The sequence below is a fragment of the Hutsoniella sourekii ATCC 700629 genome (assembly GCF_000518205.1).
Lineage (GTDB): Bacteria > Bacillota > Bacilli > Lactobacillales > Aerococcaceae > Hutsoniella > Hutsoniella sourekii.
In genome coordinates, this window is sequence record NZ_KI912399.1 from 114,638 (window position 1) to 129,665 (window position 15,028).

At 46.6% G+C, this 15,028-nt stretch carries 16 protein-coding genes and 1 tRNA gene; 3 read left to right on the plus strand and 14 right to left on the minus strand.

The genetic code is table 11. The annotated features are described in order from the left end of the window. Positions 1-6: 6 nt before the first annotated feature. The gene (locus T408_RS0109490) at positions 7-576 is read right to left on the minus strand and encodes an RDD family protein (protein WP_028119703.1); all 570 of its coding nucleotides are present in this window, start codon (positions 574-576) and stop codon (positions 7-9) included. A gap of 108 nt (positions 577-684) precedes the next feature. Between T408_RS0109490 and T408_RS0109495 the strand changes: the two genes are divergently transcribed. Both T408_RS0109495 and T408_RS0109500 read left to right on the plus strand, forming a co-directional pair. Further along, positions 685-757, plus strand: a tRNA-Val gene (locus T408_RS0109495). A 61-nt stretch (positions 758-818) separates the two neighbouring features. Further along, complete coding sequence (locus T408_RS0109500; RefSeq protein ID WP_028119704.1) at positions 819-1,505, plus strand: YggS family pyridoxal phosphate-dependent enzyme; 687 nt, start codon at positions 819-821, stop codon at positions 1,503-1,505. Positions 1,506-1,576: 71 nt separating this feature from the next. Here T408_RS0109500 and T408_RS0109505 read toward each other — a convergent pair whose 3' ends face one another. The 12 genes from T408_RS0109505 to T408_RS0109560 all read right to left on the minus strand — a co-directional run bounded on the left by T408_RS0109505 (position 1,577) and on the right by T408_RS0109560 (position 12,515). After that, positions 1,577-2,236, minus strand: coding sequence for a CPBP family intramembrane glutamic endopeptidase (locus T408_RS0109505; protein ID WP_028119705.1), 660 nt, complete (start codon positions 2,234-2,236; stop codon positions 1,577-1,579). Between the two features lie 20 nt (positions 2,237-2,256). Further along, positions 2,257-3,009: an NADPH-dependent oxidoreductase gene (locus tag T408_RS0109510; protein WP_028119706.1), complete on the minus strand. Its 753-nt coding sequence runs from the start codon at positions 3,007-3,009 to the stop codon at positions 2,257-2,259. Between the two features lie 14 nt (positions 3,010-3,023). Further along, positions 3,024-4,157 (minus strand): haloacid dehalogenase-like hydrolase, encoded by a 1,134-nt coding sequence (locus T408_RS0109515; RefSeq protein ID WP_028119707.1) that lies wholly within the window; start codon positions 4,155-4,157, stop codon positions 3,024-3,026. Then, positions 4,154-4,876: a peroxide stress protein YaaA gene (yaaA, locus tag T408_RS0109520; RefSeq protein ID WP_028119708.1), complete on the minus strand. Its 723-nt coding sequence runs from the start codon at positions 4,874-4,876 to the stop codon at positions 4,154-4,156. The genes T408_RS0109515 and yaaA overlap by 4 nt, the downstream gene beginning before the upstream one ends. Before the next feature lie 53 nt (positions 4,877-4,929). After that, complete coding sequence (locus tag T408_RS11885) at positions 4,930-5,568, minus strand: TlpA family protein disulfide reductase (RefSeq protein ID WP_051444876.1); 639 nt, start codon at positions 5,566-5,568, stop codon at positions 4,930-4,932. Between the two features lie 8 nt (positions 5,569-5,576). Further along, positions 5,577-6,230, minus strand: a complete 654-nt coding sequence (locus tag T408_RS0109530; RefSeq protein WP_035420577.1) for a cytochrome c biogenesis CcdA family protein — start codon at positions 6,228-6,230, stop codon at positions 5,577-5,579. A 94-nt stretch (positions 6,231-6,324) separates the two neighbouring features. Continuing rightward, positions 6,325-7,257 carry a dihydroorotate dehydrogenase gene (locus T408_RS0109535; protein WP_028119710.1) on the minus strand — a complete coding sequence of 311 codons (933 nt, stop codon included), beginning with the start codon at positions 7,255-7,257 and terminating at the stop codon, positions 6,325-6,327. Then, on the minus strand, positions 7,257-8,534 hold the full coding sequence (locus T408_RS0109540; RefSeq protein WP_028119711.1) for a dihydroorotase: 1,278 nt from the start codon (positions 8,532-8,534) through the stop codon (positions 7,257-7,259). The genes T408_RS0109535 and T408_RS0109540 overlap by 1 nt, the downstream gene beginning before the upstream one ends. 11 nt (positions 8,535-8,545) lie before the next feature. Then, positions 8,546-9,445 carry an aspartate carbamoyltransferase catalytic subunit gene (locus T408_RS0109545; protein WP_028119712.1) on the minus strand — a complete coding sequence of 300 codons (900 nt, stop codon included), beginning with the start codon at positions 9,443-9,445 and terminating at the stop codon, positions 8,546-8,548. Between the two features lie 100 nt (positions 9,446-9,545). Continuing rightward, a complete protein-coding gene (gene pyrR, locus T408_RS0109550) occupies positions 9,546-10,049 on the minus strand; it encodes a bifunctional pyr operon transcriptional regulator/uracil phosphoribosyltransferase PyrR (RefSeq protein ID WP_028119713.1) in 504 nt (167 codons plus the stop codon). 158 nt (positions 10,050-10,207) lie between these two features. Next, positions 10,208-11,257 carry a threonine aldolase family protein gene (locus tag T408_RS0109555; RefSeq protein WP_028119714.1) on the minus strand — a complete coding sequence of 350 codons (1,050 nt, stop codon included), beginning with the start codon at positions 11,255-11,257 and terminating at the stop codon, positions 10,208-10,210. A 61-nt stretch (positions 11,258-11,318) separates the two neighbouring features. Beyond that, positions 11,319-12,515 (minus strand): coenzyme F420-0:L-glutamate ligase, encoded by a 1,197-nt coding sequence (locus T408_RS0109560; RefSeq protein WP_028119715.1) that lies wholly within the window; start codon positions 12,513-12,515, stop codon positions 11,319-11,321. A gap of 176 nt (positions 12,516-12,691) precedes the next feature. Here T408_RS0109560 and nth point away from each other — a divergent pair, with 176 nt between their 5' ends. After that, positions 12,692-13,351: an endonuclease III gene (gene nth, locus T408_RS0109565; RefSeq protein WP_028119716.1), complete on the plus strand. Its 660-nt coding sequence runs from the start codon at positions 12,692-12,694 to the stop codon at positions 13,349-13,351. Positions 13,352-13,887: 536 nt separating this feature from the next. Here the strand turns inward: nth and T408_RS0109570 are convergent. Then, positions 13,888-15,024, minus strand: coding sequence for a bifunctional metallophosphatase/5'-nucleotidase (locus T408_RS0109570; protein WP_035420579.1), 1,137 nt, complete (start codon positions 15,022-15,024; stop codon positions 13,888-13,890). Positions 15,025-15,028 lie beyond the last annotated feature (4 nt).

Consider the following 15,028-nt stretch of genomic DNA (forward strand, 5'->3'; position numbering starts at 1 on the left):
AAATATTTAATCTTCGATAATCTTTCCATCGACTTCCCTTGCTAGCTCTCTGGGATCCACTTCAACCAGATAAGATCCAACAAGCACATCCACTAGGTGACGGTGTTCCCGACTAAAGGTCAGCCAGGCCATGTTCAAGATAACTAGCGCGATACTAAGAATCAATAGCACCAAGCCTAATCGCCGGTGAGCTTGTGTCAAGATCAATAGCAAACCACTCGTTGAAATGGCAATCAGAACCGTCTTCAGAAAGTTACGAACAAAAGGACGCGCCGGTCCGCGGTAACAAACACGTTGTTGCAGGAGCTGCTTACCCAAGCTGGCCGACAGCTGCCGGTCAAAATAAAGATTCAAGATAAAATAAGGCAAGCAAACGAGAAGTAAGACCAAAACCTGGAGCATGTAAATAGGCAAGTTTTCCCGCCAGAAAATACGGTTGATATAATTAGCCACCATAATCACAGCTAACCCTGCCATAATGTGCACCATAAAGATCAGCCAATCCGCTAACAGCGAAGTCCAGCGTCCCTTTAAACTCACCGGTGATAGCTGACCGTTAGGGTTCTGTTCAGACATCTTCCATTCCTCCTTGTTAAGTTTTACTATACCATGTTTTATCAAAAAGAGATATTCTTTTGTTAGGCCTTGCATTAAATATTGAATCCTGTATAATGATAGCTGTTCGGTTCCTTAGCTCAGTTGGGAGAGCGCCAGCTCGACAAGCTGGAGGTCGCTGGTTCGAGACCGGCAGGGACCATTTGATCGGCGCAACCTTTGGGTGCGCTTTTTTTTATTATTTCGAGTATCAGGAGGTCTCTATGAATACACTCACTCAAAATATTCAAGCCATTAACCAAAGCGTCCAAGCAGCCCAAGAGCAGGCAAATAATCAAGAGGCTGTAAAGGTGGTAGCTGTTACCAAGACAGTGGAAGCTGACACCATGCGTCAATTGTTCGACTTAGGTATACACCGCTTCGGTGAAAACCGCGACCAAGTCCTATTAGCCAAGCAAGAAGCGCTGGCAGATATTAATGACCAGATTGAGTGGCATTTTATCGGCCGCCTGCAAAGTCGCAAGGTCAAGTCGATCATCAACCAGATCGACTACTTGCATTCCTTGGACCGACTCTCCCTAGCCAAGGAAATTCAAAAAAGAGCCGACCAGCCAGTCAAGTGTTTTCTCCAAGTTAACGTATCAGGTGAAGCCTCTAAGGCCGGCTTTGCTCCTGAAGAAGTGGTCTCTGCTATCGAAGCTCTAGCTCCTTATGACAAGGTTCAGATCGTTGGTTTGATGACCATGGCGCCTTATGAAGCCAGTGAAAGCGACCTGCACCGTTACTTTGCTGACTTGAAACAACTGCAAGAAACGGTTAGTCAACTTAAGCTACCCTATGCTCCTTGCCAAGACCTGTCTATGGGTATGAGCCGGGACTATCCAATAGCGATTGTTGAAGGCGCAACCTATGTCCGCATTGGGACCGCCTTCTTCCAGGGACTAGAATAAAGACAAGTATCAAAATAAGCCTCCAGCTTGGCTCTCGACCAAGCTTGGAGGCTTATTTATTTGTCGACTATTTACATATTGAGTGGTAGATTCATCACGGCGAAGGCCAAGAGATTATTCAAGAAGTGAATACCCATTGGCACAGCTAATTTACCTGTCTTGATGTAAGCTAGCCCCATCACTAAGCCCATGGACGCATAGATCAAGTAACTGATCGGATTATCAGACAGATGTAGGCCTCCAAATATCAAGGCTGAGGCCAGTAAGCCCCATTTTTCTTGGCCTTGGAAGAGACGACCAATAATCAGTCCACGGAAGATGGCTTCTTCAGTAACCGCCGCAAAAACTGTCACCAGTAGAAAGCTCAGATAGGAGGGGATCTGCCCCATCACTTGCGCAATGAGTTCTTGATTAACCGTAGTTTCCCCCATGCCTAAGGCTTCCATCAACAAGCTCAAAATAACGTTAACCCCCCACATAGCCAGGAGACCCCCAGCTAGCCAGTAGGTATCTTGGCGGGTCCATTGACTATTTTGAAGCCTTTCTGGTAACACCCAGAGTCCTAGCCGTTTCATGCTCCAGATGAAGAAGGCAATCAAGAGCAGAATAGCCACTGAAAGGCCGATCGCATAAGCAGGCTGACTGCCAAAAATGATAGCCAAGGTCATGGGCACTTGAGTAAGCACGAAGGCCGCGATAATTAGACCTATATCAATTAAAATTCGCTTCATAACTTCCTCCAATCAGTTGGCTATTGATTCTTCAAAATAAAACCTTGGTCTTCAGCTACTTGTAGTAGATTGGCCCGCTTAGGCTTAACGGTCTCAATTTGGCGGTAGAGCTGGTCAGTATAAGTGTCAGAGCGTTGATTTTTCTTACGAGTATCGTAGTAGTGAGTCATCTCTTGGTCGTAGTCGGCTAATAGGTCCAGGTAATCATCTTCAACCTGATAAGTATTCTCACTTAGTCGCAAGTCAAGATCCATACGCGGCTTCAATTCCGGTTGGTCATCCGGATAGCCAAAGGCCACTCCCACTAAGGGGAAGGTCAATTCAGGTAGTTCCAATAAGTCCACTAGAGCTTGAGAGTCATTGAGAACAGAGCCTAGAAAGACCGCTCCCAAACCTAAGGATTCAACCACAGTGGTTAAATTTTGAGCTGCTAGATAGGCATCGGCCACTCCCTTGAAGAATTGGTCCATAGACCGATAATTTTCTTCTTGGTAACCTTTCTCTTGTAAAATCCGCTTGGCACGGTACAAGTCCACGAGAAAGATCACTAATTCCGGCGCCCGGGCAACATAGTCTTGCTGGCAGATTTCTGCTAACTTGGCCTTCTGAGCGGGATCGGTGATTCGAATCATCGACGACAACTGTAATCCATTGGACGTGGCGGTCCGCTGGGTCACTTGGAAGATCAAGTCTAATTCTTGGGGATCAACCGCTTGATCCTTAAAAAATCGGATGGAACGGTGGTTGAGCTGGTGTTTAATCGTTTCGTTCATATAATTCCTCCTTATTATTTGCGCATCAATTGAATCGTATCCGGCTGACTCAGGCTGACCGACTCTAGTCTAGGCCACAGGCTCCCTTCAACTTCGTTGCGTCCTTGCAAGAGATAGCTAGCTGTTTTTTGACCGTGTTGATCTAACGCTCGTTGGGCCAGCAACCGGGTGTCGTCCATAGCAAGACAGTTAAAGAGCAAGCGGAGTTCCACTTGGTCTAGCTGGGTCATCATATCAAAGTCTCCCATACTATCGCCAAATAAGGCTAAAGGCTGGCGCCCAGCTTCTTGAGGGCCAATCAAGTCACGAATCAGGTGAGTCTTACCGGCTTGCTTGGTAATATAACCTTCTGGTGCCATTACTGCTTGAATCTGCCCTCCGTCAGCCACTTGATAACACATTCCATAGATGGCTTCTGAATCTGTAGGATAGGCCAAATAGTTGGCTGCTTCTACTACCAAATGGTAGGGACTCGCGCTGACAATATAGGTCTTAATGCCCCCAGCCTCTAAGGCCCGGTATAAGTTCATTAGTTCATCAGGCACGCGCAACCCTTGATCAAAGTAGGCTTCAAGTTGAACCGGAGCTTGATCACTAGTCTGGAATAAACGCCGTTGAATCGGCAAAGCCAGGGCCCAGTCCAACATCTGCCGGCACAAGTCCTGGAATTCAGCTACCGAATAGCCCGCAAACCAATAGGTCACCCAAGGCTGACCTGGTTGACGTTGCCAATGGCCGTTACAATATTGGTAGAAGACTCGCAAGTAAGTAGCAAAGTCTCTATAGGCCACCATTTCCTTGACCCTAGCTAGAGGAGTGCCTAACTCTAATGCTTGGTAGACTTCCTGGTAGGATTGGTCAATTAAGGGCAATAGATCACTGACACGCACAGACCCGGCGGAGTCTACCGGATCAGAATAATCAAAGTTCCCCTGGCTAATAATCTCAAGAAGCTCTTGAGGGGTCAACTTGTAAGCGACTTGGTCTAGCATATAGACCATCAAATGATCTTCGATATCATGAATAATACTGGTATTATCAAAGTCAAACACCACATAAGCATTAACCTCACCTTGATGGTCAGCAATCAACTGATCAAGCCGTTGGTAGACATGTTGCTCCCACTGGCCGGGACGTAACTGGGTCATAGAATTCCTCCTTCATAATTAGCATAAATATAATGATTAGCCGTCGACTCTGGATGGAGCCGGTAACCTTGATATTGGAAGGAGGCAAAGGTGTCTTTACTTAGGCTAGCTTCTCCTAAGAGATGATTTACTAACTGATCTCTTAACTTCTTAGCTGTTGGTGAAGCAGCCTTCTTGCCCGATTTCCAATCACTATAAAAGTCAATGGCCACCCAATCGGCGACTTGATTCTGGTCCACCCGGTCGCTGAATTCTTTGGAAGCCAAGTTATAGACCCGACTTCCCTTGAAGAAGTGAGTATAATTCGCTTTTTGTAGGCTGGATAAACTCTGACCTTCTACTGTCAAGGCCTTGCTAAAGTCCAAACGATACGGATTAATAGGCGTCAAGGGATGCAAGGGCCCATACAAGGCTGACAAAATAACCAAGTGGTCTTGTGCAAATTCACTCTGGCCCAGTTGCGGGTCGATTTGCCGGAAAGCCAAGCCTTGGTAAGTTGCTATAGCAGGCTTGGCTCGAGCTTGAGTGAGCCTTAAATAATCCTGGTAAACTTCATGAGCCACTGAATCAGACAACTTCAGCCATTGGCCCAAGTCGGCCTCTGACAGAGATCCGATCGCTTGATAGATAGACTGACTGGTCGAATCCAAGGCCGGCTCCAATATACCTGGACTTTTGTCCATCTCCTTGCTAGGAGACAAGATGATCCATTCCTTCACTTTATCACACCCTTTCTTCCCTCTTATAAGTTACCATTCTCCTAGTCTAATTTCTAGTCAGACACTAGGCTTTGAATGCCAGCTTCAAGGTCTTGAGCGCTGAGCTGACCGCGGTGAATTTGTTGAACAATCCCCCGCTCATCAATAAAGACCGTCAGAGGAATCATCGCTGCTCCAAACATAACCTGGCTATCCTGGTCCAAGTCATAATAGACCGGAAAGCTAAAATCATAGTCAGCTAAGTAAGCCTGAGCGCTCTCAAGAGTTTCAACACCATTAGATCCGGTAGCTGACGTCATCAAAAATTGAACCTGGTCACCGTAAGTCTGATAGGCCTCCTCGAATAGAGGCATCTCTTCGCGGCAAGGCTCACACCATGAAGCCCAAATATTAATGACCATCGGCTGACCAACAAAGTCACGCAATTCCCGAAAGTCACCCGACGCCTGATAAAACTTAACATCATACATAGGGCTAGCTTCATTGACTTGGCCCACTTGAGAGGATTCACTGGATTCCGTTTCACTATTTAAGCGATTAGACATCGCTTCATCTGACTGGGAAGCCGCCAGGGGCGCGCTCGCTTGTGAGTCAGCAACTTGGGGTTCTTGCTTTTGCCCTTCCTGGTAGAAGTAAGCTGCTGTGAATAATAAGACCAACAATATACCTAAATATAAACCTGCTTTTTTCATTTTTTCTCCTATCCTAATGTTATTAAGACTTGTGACAAGTGTCCGCTCATCATCAATAAGCCCATCACCAACAAGACCAAGGCTGACCCGCGACGAACCAGGTCACCGTGCTCCTTGAACCAAGTTAAACTAGTCTGCATCTCATCAATAAATAAACTAAACAAGATAAACGGCAGGCCCAAGCCCAAACAATAAGTCACCAGCATGAGCGAGCTCTGCCAAATAGAAGCTGATGAGGCCGCCATCGTCAGGGCCGTCGCCAGAAAGGTCCCCACACAAGGTGTCCAAGCCAAGGCAAAAATCATCCCAAAGACAAAGGGCTGGCCCTTAGGTGACCCAAACTGAGGCAAGGCCCCTGATAACCGGCTCATCAAGGGATTGGCCAACCAAGTATCCAAAGCTAAGACAAGCACCAAGAGACCTAAGACGCGGTTCAACCACAGGCGATTGCTAACCAAGAGCCCAGCTAAATGACGAGTAAAAAGGCCCAAACTAACAAAAATAAGGCTAAAACCAAGAATAAAGGCCAAGACTTGCCCCAATTGCCTGGTCTTACCTTGAGGCCCAGAACCAGTGATATAGGCAATATACAAGGGAAGTAGAGGCAAGAGACAGGGAGAGATAAAAGTTAGAATCCCTTCCAGAAATAATAGTAGATACATTTGGATCCCTCTTTTCACACAGTAAACTATAATAAAAAGCTGGCCTAAGAACAAAAGAAAAGCTCAAGCACACCTTGGCTTGAGCTGAAATTTATTATTTTTGATTAGCTAGTTGTCTGTGAAGATGGCCGGTAACACTGGCTACACTGTCAAAGCCTAATTCACTCAGGCGTCCTGGTAGGGCTTGAATGATTTCTGGGCAGACAAGGGGTTTAGCATAGTTGGCCGTTCCTATCTCAACGGCACTAGCTCCAACCATGAGCATAGCAATCACATCATCCACACTTTCAATGCCCCCGACTCCAATGATCGGAATAGCCACTTCAGAATAGACTTGGTAGACCATCCGCAAGGCCAAGTGTCGAATAGATGGACCGGAGATGCCTCCTGTAATATTGGCTAGTTGAGGAAGTCCTGTTTCCACATCAACAGCCAGCCCGGTCAAGGTATTGATCATAACCAAGGCGTCAGCACCGGCTTCTTCCACTGCCTTAGCAATGGCTACAATATCGGTTACGTTAGGGGTTAACTTGACCCATAAGGGCAGATGAGTGGCTTCCTTGCATAAGCGCGTCAAGCGAGCAGCTACTTGAGGATCCGTCCCGAAGCTGACGCCCCCTTCCTTGACGTTAGGGCAAGAAATATTGAGTTCAATTGCCTTGACGGTCTCTTCTTGAGACAAGGCCTTCACCACTTCAACATAGTCTTCTTCTTTAGATCCTGCCACTGAAGCAATCACAGCCAAGTCTTCAAATTGAGCGAGAAAAGGAATTTTCTCTTGGCGGACAGTCGCTAAGCCTGGGTTCTTCAAACCAACCGCATTCAAGACCGCTGACGGGGTATGAGCATATTGAGGCGCCGGGTTACCCGCCCGCTCTTCAAGTGTAGTCGACTTAAAGACCAAACCACCCAATAAGTTCAAGTCAAACTTTTGGGACATAGATTCTCCGTAGCCACAGCATCCAGAAGCTGGAATAATTGGATTCTTTAATTCAAGACCTGCAATATTTACTGATAAATCAACCATTAGTGATCTCCTCCCAACTGATTCCACACAATTTCTCCATGACAAATAGTCAAATCACACATACCACGTACGTTCTCGCCATTAAATGGCGTATTATCACTCTTAGACTGATAATCAGCCGGATCAATGACATAATCTCTTTCCAAGTCGAAGACCGCCAGATTAGCCTCTGCCCCTACTTCCAAGCGTGGGACCGGTAAGTTAAAGAGTTGAGCCGGCAAGCTAGACATCCGGTCTAAGGCGAAGGCTAGGGTCATCTTGCCAGTTTCGACAAAATGAGTATAGATCATAGCAAAAGAAGTCTCAATACCGACAATTCCAAACGGTGAATCCAAGAAGCCTCCTGATTTTTCCTGGCGGGTATGAGGGGCATGGTCGGTGGCGATAATATCGATGGTACCATCAAGTAGACCTTCAATGAGGGATTCTTGGTCGGCTTGACCTCTAAGTGGTGGGTTCATCTTATAGATCGCCTGATCCTCAGGGATATCCATCTCATTTAGCAGTAGATGGTGTGGGGTCACTTCGGCGGTTACCTTGATCCCTAGCTGCTTACCTAGGCGGATCATAGCCACCGATTCTTTGCTGGAAACGTGGCAGACATGGTAGTGTACGCCAGCTTCTTGGGCTAACAAGATATCTCTAGCAATTTGTGAGCTTTCAACCGCACCTATAATTCCTGGTAGGCCAAGCTCTTTGTTGCGGATCCCTTCATGCATGACACCGCCGTAGAGAATACTCTCATCTTCCGTATGGGCAACAATCGGCTTACCTAAGCGAGCGGCTTCTACCATCGCTTCATACATCACACCCGCTGTTTGAACGCCCACGCCATCATTGGTATAAGCAAAGGCATTGATCCCTTCCATATCCACCAATTCATCGCTTCTTAATCCATGGGTGATCGGTGCGTAGTGGTAGACATCAATCACCGCATCTTGGTCAATGATCGCTTGGATTGCTTGAAAGTTCTCTACTGTATCGGGTACCGGATTGGTATTTGGCATTGCTCCAACAGCTACAAAGCCACCTCTAGCAGCTGCCCGGCTTCCGGTTTTGATTGTTTCCTTGTCAGTGAATCCTGGCTCTCTAAAGTGAACGTGAACATCTACCAGACCTGGCGCCAGTAGGCGTCCATCTAGATTGACCACTTGGTGGTCAGCTGGCTCAATGCTTGTTGCCATTTCCACAATGTGGCCATCTTCAATCAAGACATCACAGGCTAATAGGTCATTAGCGCGTGTATTTATCTTAGCATTTTGTAGTAGTAATCCCATCATTGTCTCCTTTAATATTCTTCTTTGACTTGGCCGGCGATGACCCATTCTAAGATTGCCATCCGGGCATAGACTCCATTAGTCATCTGGGCCACAATCCGGCTCTTGGAACATTCCACTAGTTCATCTGCTAACTCAACATCACGGTTAACAGGCGCGGGGTGCATAATAATCGCATGATCTTTCATCAAGTGGTAACGTTCACGAGTCAGCCCGTACTCTTGATGGTAACGGTCTTTAGTGAAGCTAGCTCCATGATCTGCGTGGCGTTCCAGCTGAACCCGTAGCATCATGACTACATCTGCTTCTTGGACGGCCTGATCGACACTCATCAAGGTACCGTATTGCTCGAAGTTTCTCTCAAAGTAATCATTCGGTCCCGCAAATAAGACTTCTGCTCCCAATTGGTTCAATAAGTACATATTGGACATGGCCACCCGGGAGTGGTTGATATCGCCGATAATAGCTACCTTAAGGTCTTCAAAATACCCGAATTCCTTATAAATTGTCATCATATCTAGAAGGGATTGGGATGGGTGCTGGCCAGATCCACTTCCTCCGTTGATGATTTGAATATTCAAGTTCACTAGTTGGTCCATGTAATTGCTGTCTTGGTGACGAATCACCGCAATATCCATTCCCAAAGCTTGCATGGTCAAGACCGAATCGTACAAGGTCTCCCCTTTGTTAACAGAAGAAGATCCCACATCAAAGTTAAAGAAGTTAGCTCCTACCAAGTGTTCTGCCATCTCAAAACTATGCTTGGTCCGGGTTGAACTCTCAAAAAACATATTCACGATCTTAGCGTCGGTCTTAAAGCTAGCCTCCCCTTTTTGAAAGGCTAGTGCCCGTTGAATAAGTGTCATAATTTCTTCATTGGTAAACTGTTCCACAGATACAAAATTTCTCATTTCATCCCCCTCAATCTGGCCTCATCCTCAGGCCAATCGCCCTCTAGGAGAGTGGCGACTTTTGGTCTCTCGGATCCAATTAAAGTCTTGCTCGGCTGGTCTATGAAATTAGGACCGCATCTTGGTCATCCAATTCAGCCACTTGCACCTTGACATGCTCGCTGGCGCTGGTTGGAATGTTCTTACCAATAAAGTCGGCCCGGATCGGTAATTCACGGTGACCCCGGTCCACTAGGGCCGCCAAGGTCGTAGAAGCTGGACGTCCATGTACCAAGCAAGCATCCATCGCTGCCCGAACGGTCCGACCAGTATAGAGAACATCATCCACCAAGACCACTCGCTTATCTTGTAACTGCTCATCCACTAAGATCTTCTCAGGCTTATTGTCACTATCATCACGGTAAGGACGGGTATCCAAGGCTAGAAATGGAACGGGTCCTTCAATGGTTTCAATCTTCTCCGCTAGGCGTTGACCTAAGTACTTGCCACGGGTTTCGATTCCGACAATCACGACATCTTCAATTCCCTTATAATGTTCAACAATTTCAAAGGCAATACGGGTTAAAGCACGAGACATCTCTGCAGCATTCATGATTACTTTCATTTTCTACCTCCATAATTAAAAGCCCCTCCTTTTTTGCGTACCAAAAGGAGGGGCTAAGATGGGCAGACTGAGCCCATGTTAAACCGAGTGCCCTTTTTCGCCTCTCTGGACGCAATTAAAGGAATTCATCTTAAATTGTCATTATTATAACTACTTGTTCACAAAATTGCAAGTGGAAATTGCATGAGATTAATGAGAGCTTCCACATCTTCCGCCCGGGTTGCCCATGATGTGGCTAAGCGGATCACCGTCCGGTCAGGTCCATCCGGCATCCAAGTAGAGAAAGCCACTTCCCTAGCCAACTGGTCCCGTTGTTGATTGTCAATGATGACAAACTGTTGGTTGGTCGGTGAATCAATAAAGAAATCATAACCCTTGGCTTGAAGTGCCTGTTTGAGGCGGTTGGCCATCTGGATAGCATGACGCGAAATATCAAGGTAGAGACCGTCGGTAAACAAGCAGTCAAACTGAACCCCCAGCACCCGCCCCTTGGCTAGAAGCGCTCCATCTTGCTTCATAATCTGGGTAAAGCCCTTAAGAACGGCAGGATTAGAGACCACCACCGCCTCACCTAATAAGGCGCCGATCTTGGTACCACCGATAAAGAGAACATCGCACAGATGAGCAATCGCTTCAAGCGTCAAGTCTGCTTCTTCAGCCATCAAACCATAGCCCAAGCGGGCCCCGTCGATATACAAGGGAATCTGATAAGCCTGGCAAACTTGGTATAAAGCCTCTAGTTCAGCCTGGCTATAAATTGTTCCAAATTCACTAGGATAAGAAATATAGACCATCCCCGGCCGTACCACATGGTCATTATTGGGGTCGTCCTGGTAAGCCTTCAAATAAGCTTCCACTTGACTAGCCTCCAACTTACCTTCTTGGTGGTCAAGGGCTAGAACCTTGTGGCCCCTGGTCTCAATCGCACCTGCTTCATGATCATTAATATGGCCAGAGGTCGCTGAGATAACTCCTTCATAAGGGCGTAAGATTCCTTTGATCACGGCTGCATTGGTCTGTGTCCCCCCAGACATAAAGTAAACAGGCGCCTGGTCGGATAGTCCACAAGACTTACGAATTTTCTGGCGAGCGGATTCACTGTAAGGATCCGTGCCGTAACCCAACATTTGCTGGTCGTTACTAGCAACAAGGGCTTCTAATAACTTGGGATGGGCCCCTTCCTGGTAATCATTGGCAAAGTATAACATCAAGATCTCCTCCTATAATAAAAAGGCACCGAAGTGCCTTTTGTGTTGATATGACTATCTATTAATCTGCTAAATTATCAAAGTAACCTTGGATATAGATAAATGGTGTCCCCTTATCCCCACTACCACTCGTCAAGTCAGCCAATGAGCCAATCAAGTCAGTGTAACGTCTAGGCGTGGTACCTAGGGCGACATTATTACCCGCTTCATCCACTGGGTCATGCTCTTGAATATAAGATAGCACAGCATCCTTTAACTCATCACCAGACAAGTCCTTGAATTGGTTATCAGCCAGATATTTCAACTTGACCTCATCCGGCGTTCCTTCTAAGCCCTTAGTATAACCCGGTGAAACAACAGGATCCGCTAGCTCCCAAATACCACCTACAGGATCCTTGAAGGCACCGTCTCCATAGACAAGGACTTCAATGGTTTTGCCGGTTTTGTCCTTAACTAGTGCTTGAACTTCCTCAGCAAATTCTTGAGAATGTCTAGGGAATAGCTTCAAGCCATTATCACCAGCTAAGTTAGAGCCCAGAAGGCCAAACTCATCGTTATAACCTTTTCCTCCATTAACCGGTTGGTTATTAATGTCAGCCAAGGTAAGCACCTTCTTGCCACCAGCCGCTTCCAATTGGCGCTTAGTCTTTTGGCGGGCGTGAATGTTGCTGACTAGGACGTGGTCGGTATAGTCCAAGATAGCTGCTACTTGATTAGAGAAGATAATTTGGCATTCTGCTCCTTCGGATTCAACGGTCTCCCGGTATAACTTGACATAGTCTTCTTGAGTAAAGCGGTGAGAAATAGTTGGAAAATGACTTCTAAACTCGTCTTCACTTAAAGTATCAGACCAAGGATCAATGCTAGAAGCGCTTAATTCTTCGGTGGTAACTAATTGGTTTCCTTGTTCATCAGCAGGATAGGCCAACTGGATCACCACTCGCTTACAGGCACGGGCAACTCCTCTAAGAATAGATAAGTAACGGTTACGACTAAGAATCGGGTAAAGAATTCCGACGGTATCACTTTCGAACTTGGCCTTAACATCTTGGGCCACTTCATCCAAGCTCACAATATTGCCTTGAGAACGAGCCAAGATAGACTCGGTGACGGCCATAATATCACGGTCTTGAATCGTAAAATTGGCTTGATCGCTAGCTTGAAGCAAAGTCTCAACAACGATGGCTGGTAAATCGTCGCCTTCTTTAATGATTGGCGCGCGAAGTCCTCTAGAAACTGTACCAATTACTCGTGTCATTTTCATCATCCTTATTATAAATTTGTCTCTCGACAACAGATTAATGATACCACTTTTTTGCCTTGTCGCCTAATATTTTTCGGTTAAATCTCTGATAAGATTCGGATTTGGATTAGATCGAAGCTGGTGGGGTGGATTCTAATGATAATCTGCTATAATAGCTAGGAGGTGATTAGATGCTCTCCAATGAGAATGCACGCTACGTGCTTGAAAAAATTATTGAACTTTATCCAGAAGTTGAGACCGAACTCAACCACCGCAATGATTTCGAACTTCTGATTGCGGTCATCCTTAGCGCTCAAGCAACCGACCGTGGGGTTAACGGAATTAGTAAGAAACTATTTGAAGATTATCCCACTCCCCAGGCTATGGCCCAAGCTGACCCTAAAGACTTGGAGCCTTACATTGAACCCATTGGCCTCTATAAGAACAAGTCTAAATATATTCAAGCCTGCGCCCAGGCGCTGGTTGACAAGTTTGACGGCCAGGTACCTGCCAACCGCAAAGACCTTGAATCCCTACCGGGTGTAGGCCGCAAAACGGCCAGTGTGGTCTTGAGTATTGCCTTTGATGTACCAGCCTTTGCTGTAGATACCCATGTCACCCGAGTCTGCAAACGCCACCGGATTGTCGCCCAAAATGCTAGTGTCCGCCAAATTGAAGACCGGGTGACCTCGCTACTACCACCCGAGCAATGGAAACAGGCCCATCAAGCCTTGGTCCGATTTGGCCGCTATATCTGCACCGCCCGCAAACCAACTTGCGACCAGCACCCTCAACTATGGACCCCCCCTAACCCCAAGCAAGAAAAGCAACTTCAGGGGCAACATGATTAATCCCTTTAGGAAAATCAAGAAGCTGTAGAATAAGTTCAAATAGAACTATAAAAAGCTTCAAAAACCAAAGATTCCCTCAGCTGCAGTGGACCGCCTTCAGAGCGCGCACGCTCTTCCGGCGCGTTGCATACTGGGGCTCTAAGTTGCTAAAGCAACAAGAGTCCCAGCATTAATTGACTACTTAGAGCTTCTTTACGCGTTAGCGTTTAGAAGCTCTTGTGCGTTAGCTGCTCTCCCTAAACGCCACAGGCGCAAGGGAGAGCTATGCGTCAATTATCCTAAAACTACTGCTGAGGGATTCTTTGGTTTTCTTCGCTATTATCAACTTTTCTTTTTTTATACGCAAAACGGTTACAAATCATTGCGATTTGTTTTATTAAAGAAGGTGTTATTGACTTATCTTACAGCCTCTTGATCTTCATATAGCCTTCTATCCGACTCTAGCTTAGACCCATGCAATTACTGGCAAGCAATAGACCTTCACTGGATCCATTTGACGGAAAGCTTGGAGGTCTGTTAAAAACTTGTTCTGATAGTTAGTTAGCTTTTTGAGCGGCCAGGTAATCATCTACCAAGGCGCGGATGTGAATTTGTTGGAGGCGGTAAGATGGCAAGACGCCATGGCTAGCCAGCACCGAATAAACGGCTTGGTCTGGCCAGGCAGAGCGGTAGGGCTCAGGAACTTCACTGGCTCGAACTTGATATTGGCCAAGGGGAATGGGACTTGGGATACTTGCCAACAAGTCGGCCAAAGTCGGCCCCTTGAAAGTCCAAAGATAATAATGGCCAGGGTATTCTCCTTGCAACCATTGGCAGAAGTCTTCTATGTCAACTACTTGATTTAACCAAGCTCGAAAGTCAGACCAAGCAGGCAATGGGTAGACCAAAGGCTCGAGCTGGCGCAAGTGATTGACCATGACTTGAATTCCATGATCCGAGACCTGGAAGGTCTGCTCGCCTAAATAGCGCCCCCGACTGCCTGGTTGGACCATAGCCACCCCATTGGGGCCTATAGCTGCACTGGTAAAGTGCTGGTGGCCACAAATCAAGCCATCGATGGCTGGAAACTGATCCATCAATTGATAGGCCTGGTCTTCAAGGTTAGGGTAATACCACAAATGATGGTGGACCGGATCTTGGTAAAGTCCCCCATGATAAGCCACTAGAATCAAATCCGCCTGCTCTTCCAACTCCAACAAATAATCGCCCACCACCTCTAATGGTGGCAGTACCGTCATTTCAGTAATTAGATGAGGCGCTTGCAACTGGCTGAGGGCTCCAGTCATCAGACCAATCACCCCGACCCTCAGGTCACCAACGGCCTTGATAACATAGGGCGCAAAGGCTAATTGACCATTTTTATCGAATAAGTTGGCACACACGTAGTCCGCTTCAAGCGCTTGAACTTGATCTTTCAGCCAATCCAAGCCAAAGTCTAAATCATGGTTTCCTGGAATCATCACGTCATAACCCACTTGATTGGCCAATTCAACAAGAGGCGAAATGCCTCCTTGACTATAGCCAAAGGAAGCATAAGGGGATCCCACCAAGAAATCCCCATTATCGATCAGTAAGCTAGCTGGCGTCTGGTCTTTTATTTGCTTGATCTGGCCAAATCCTTCTTGGAAATAACCATGAACATCTGTTGTCGAAAAGATAGTTGCCTGCTTCATAAAG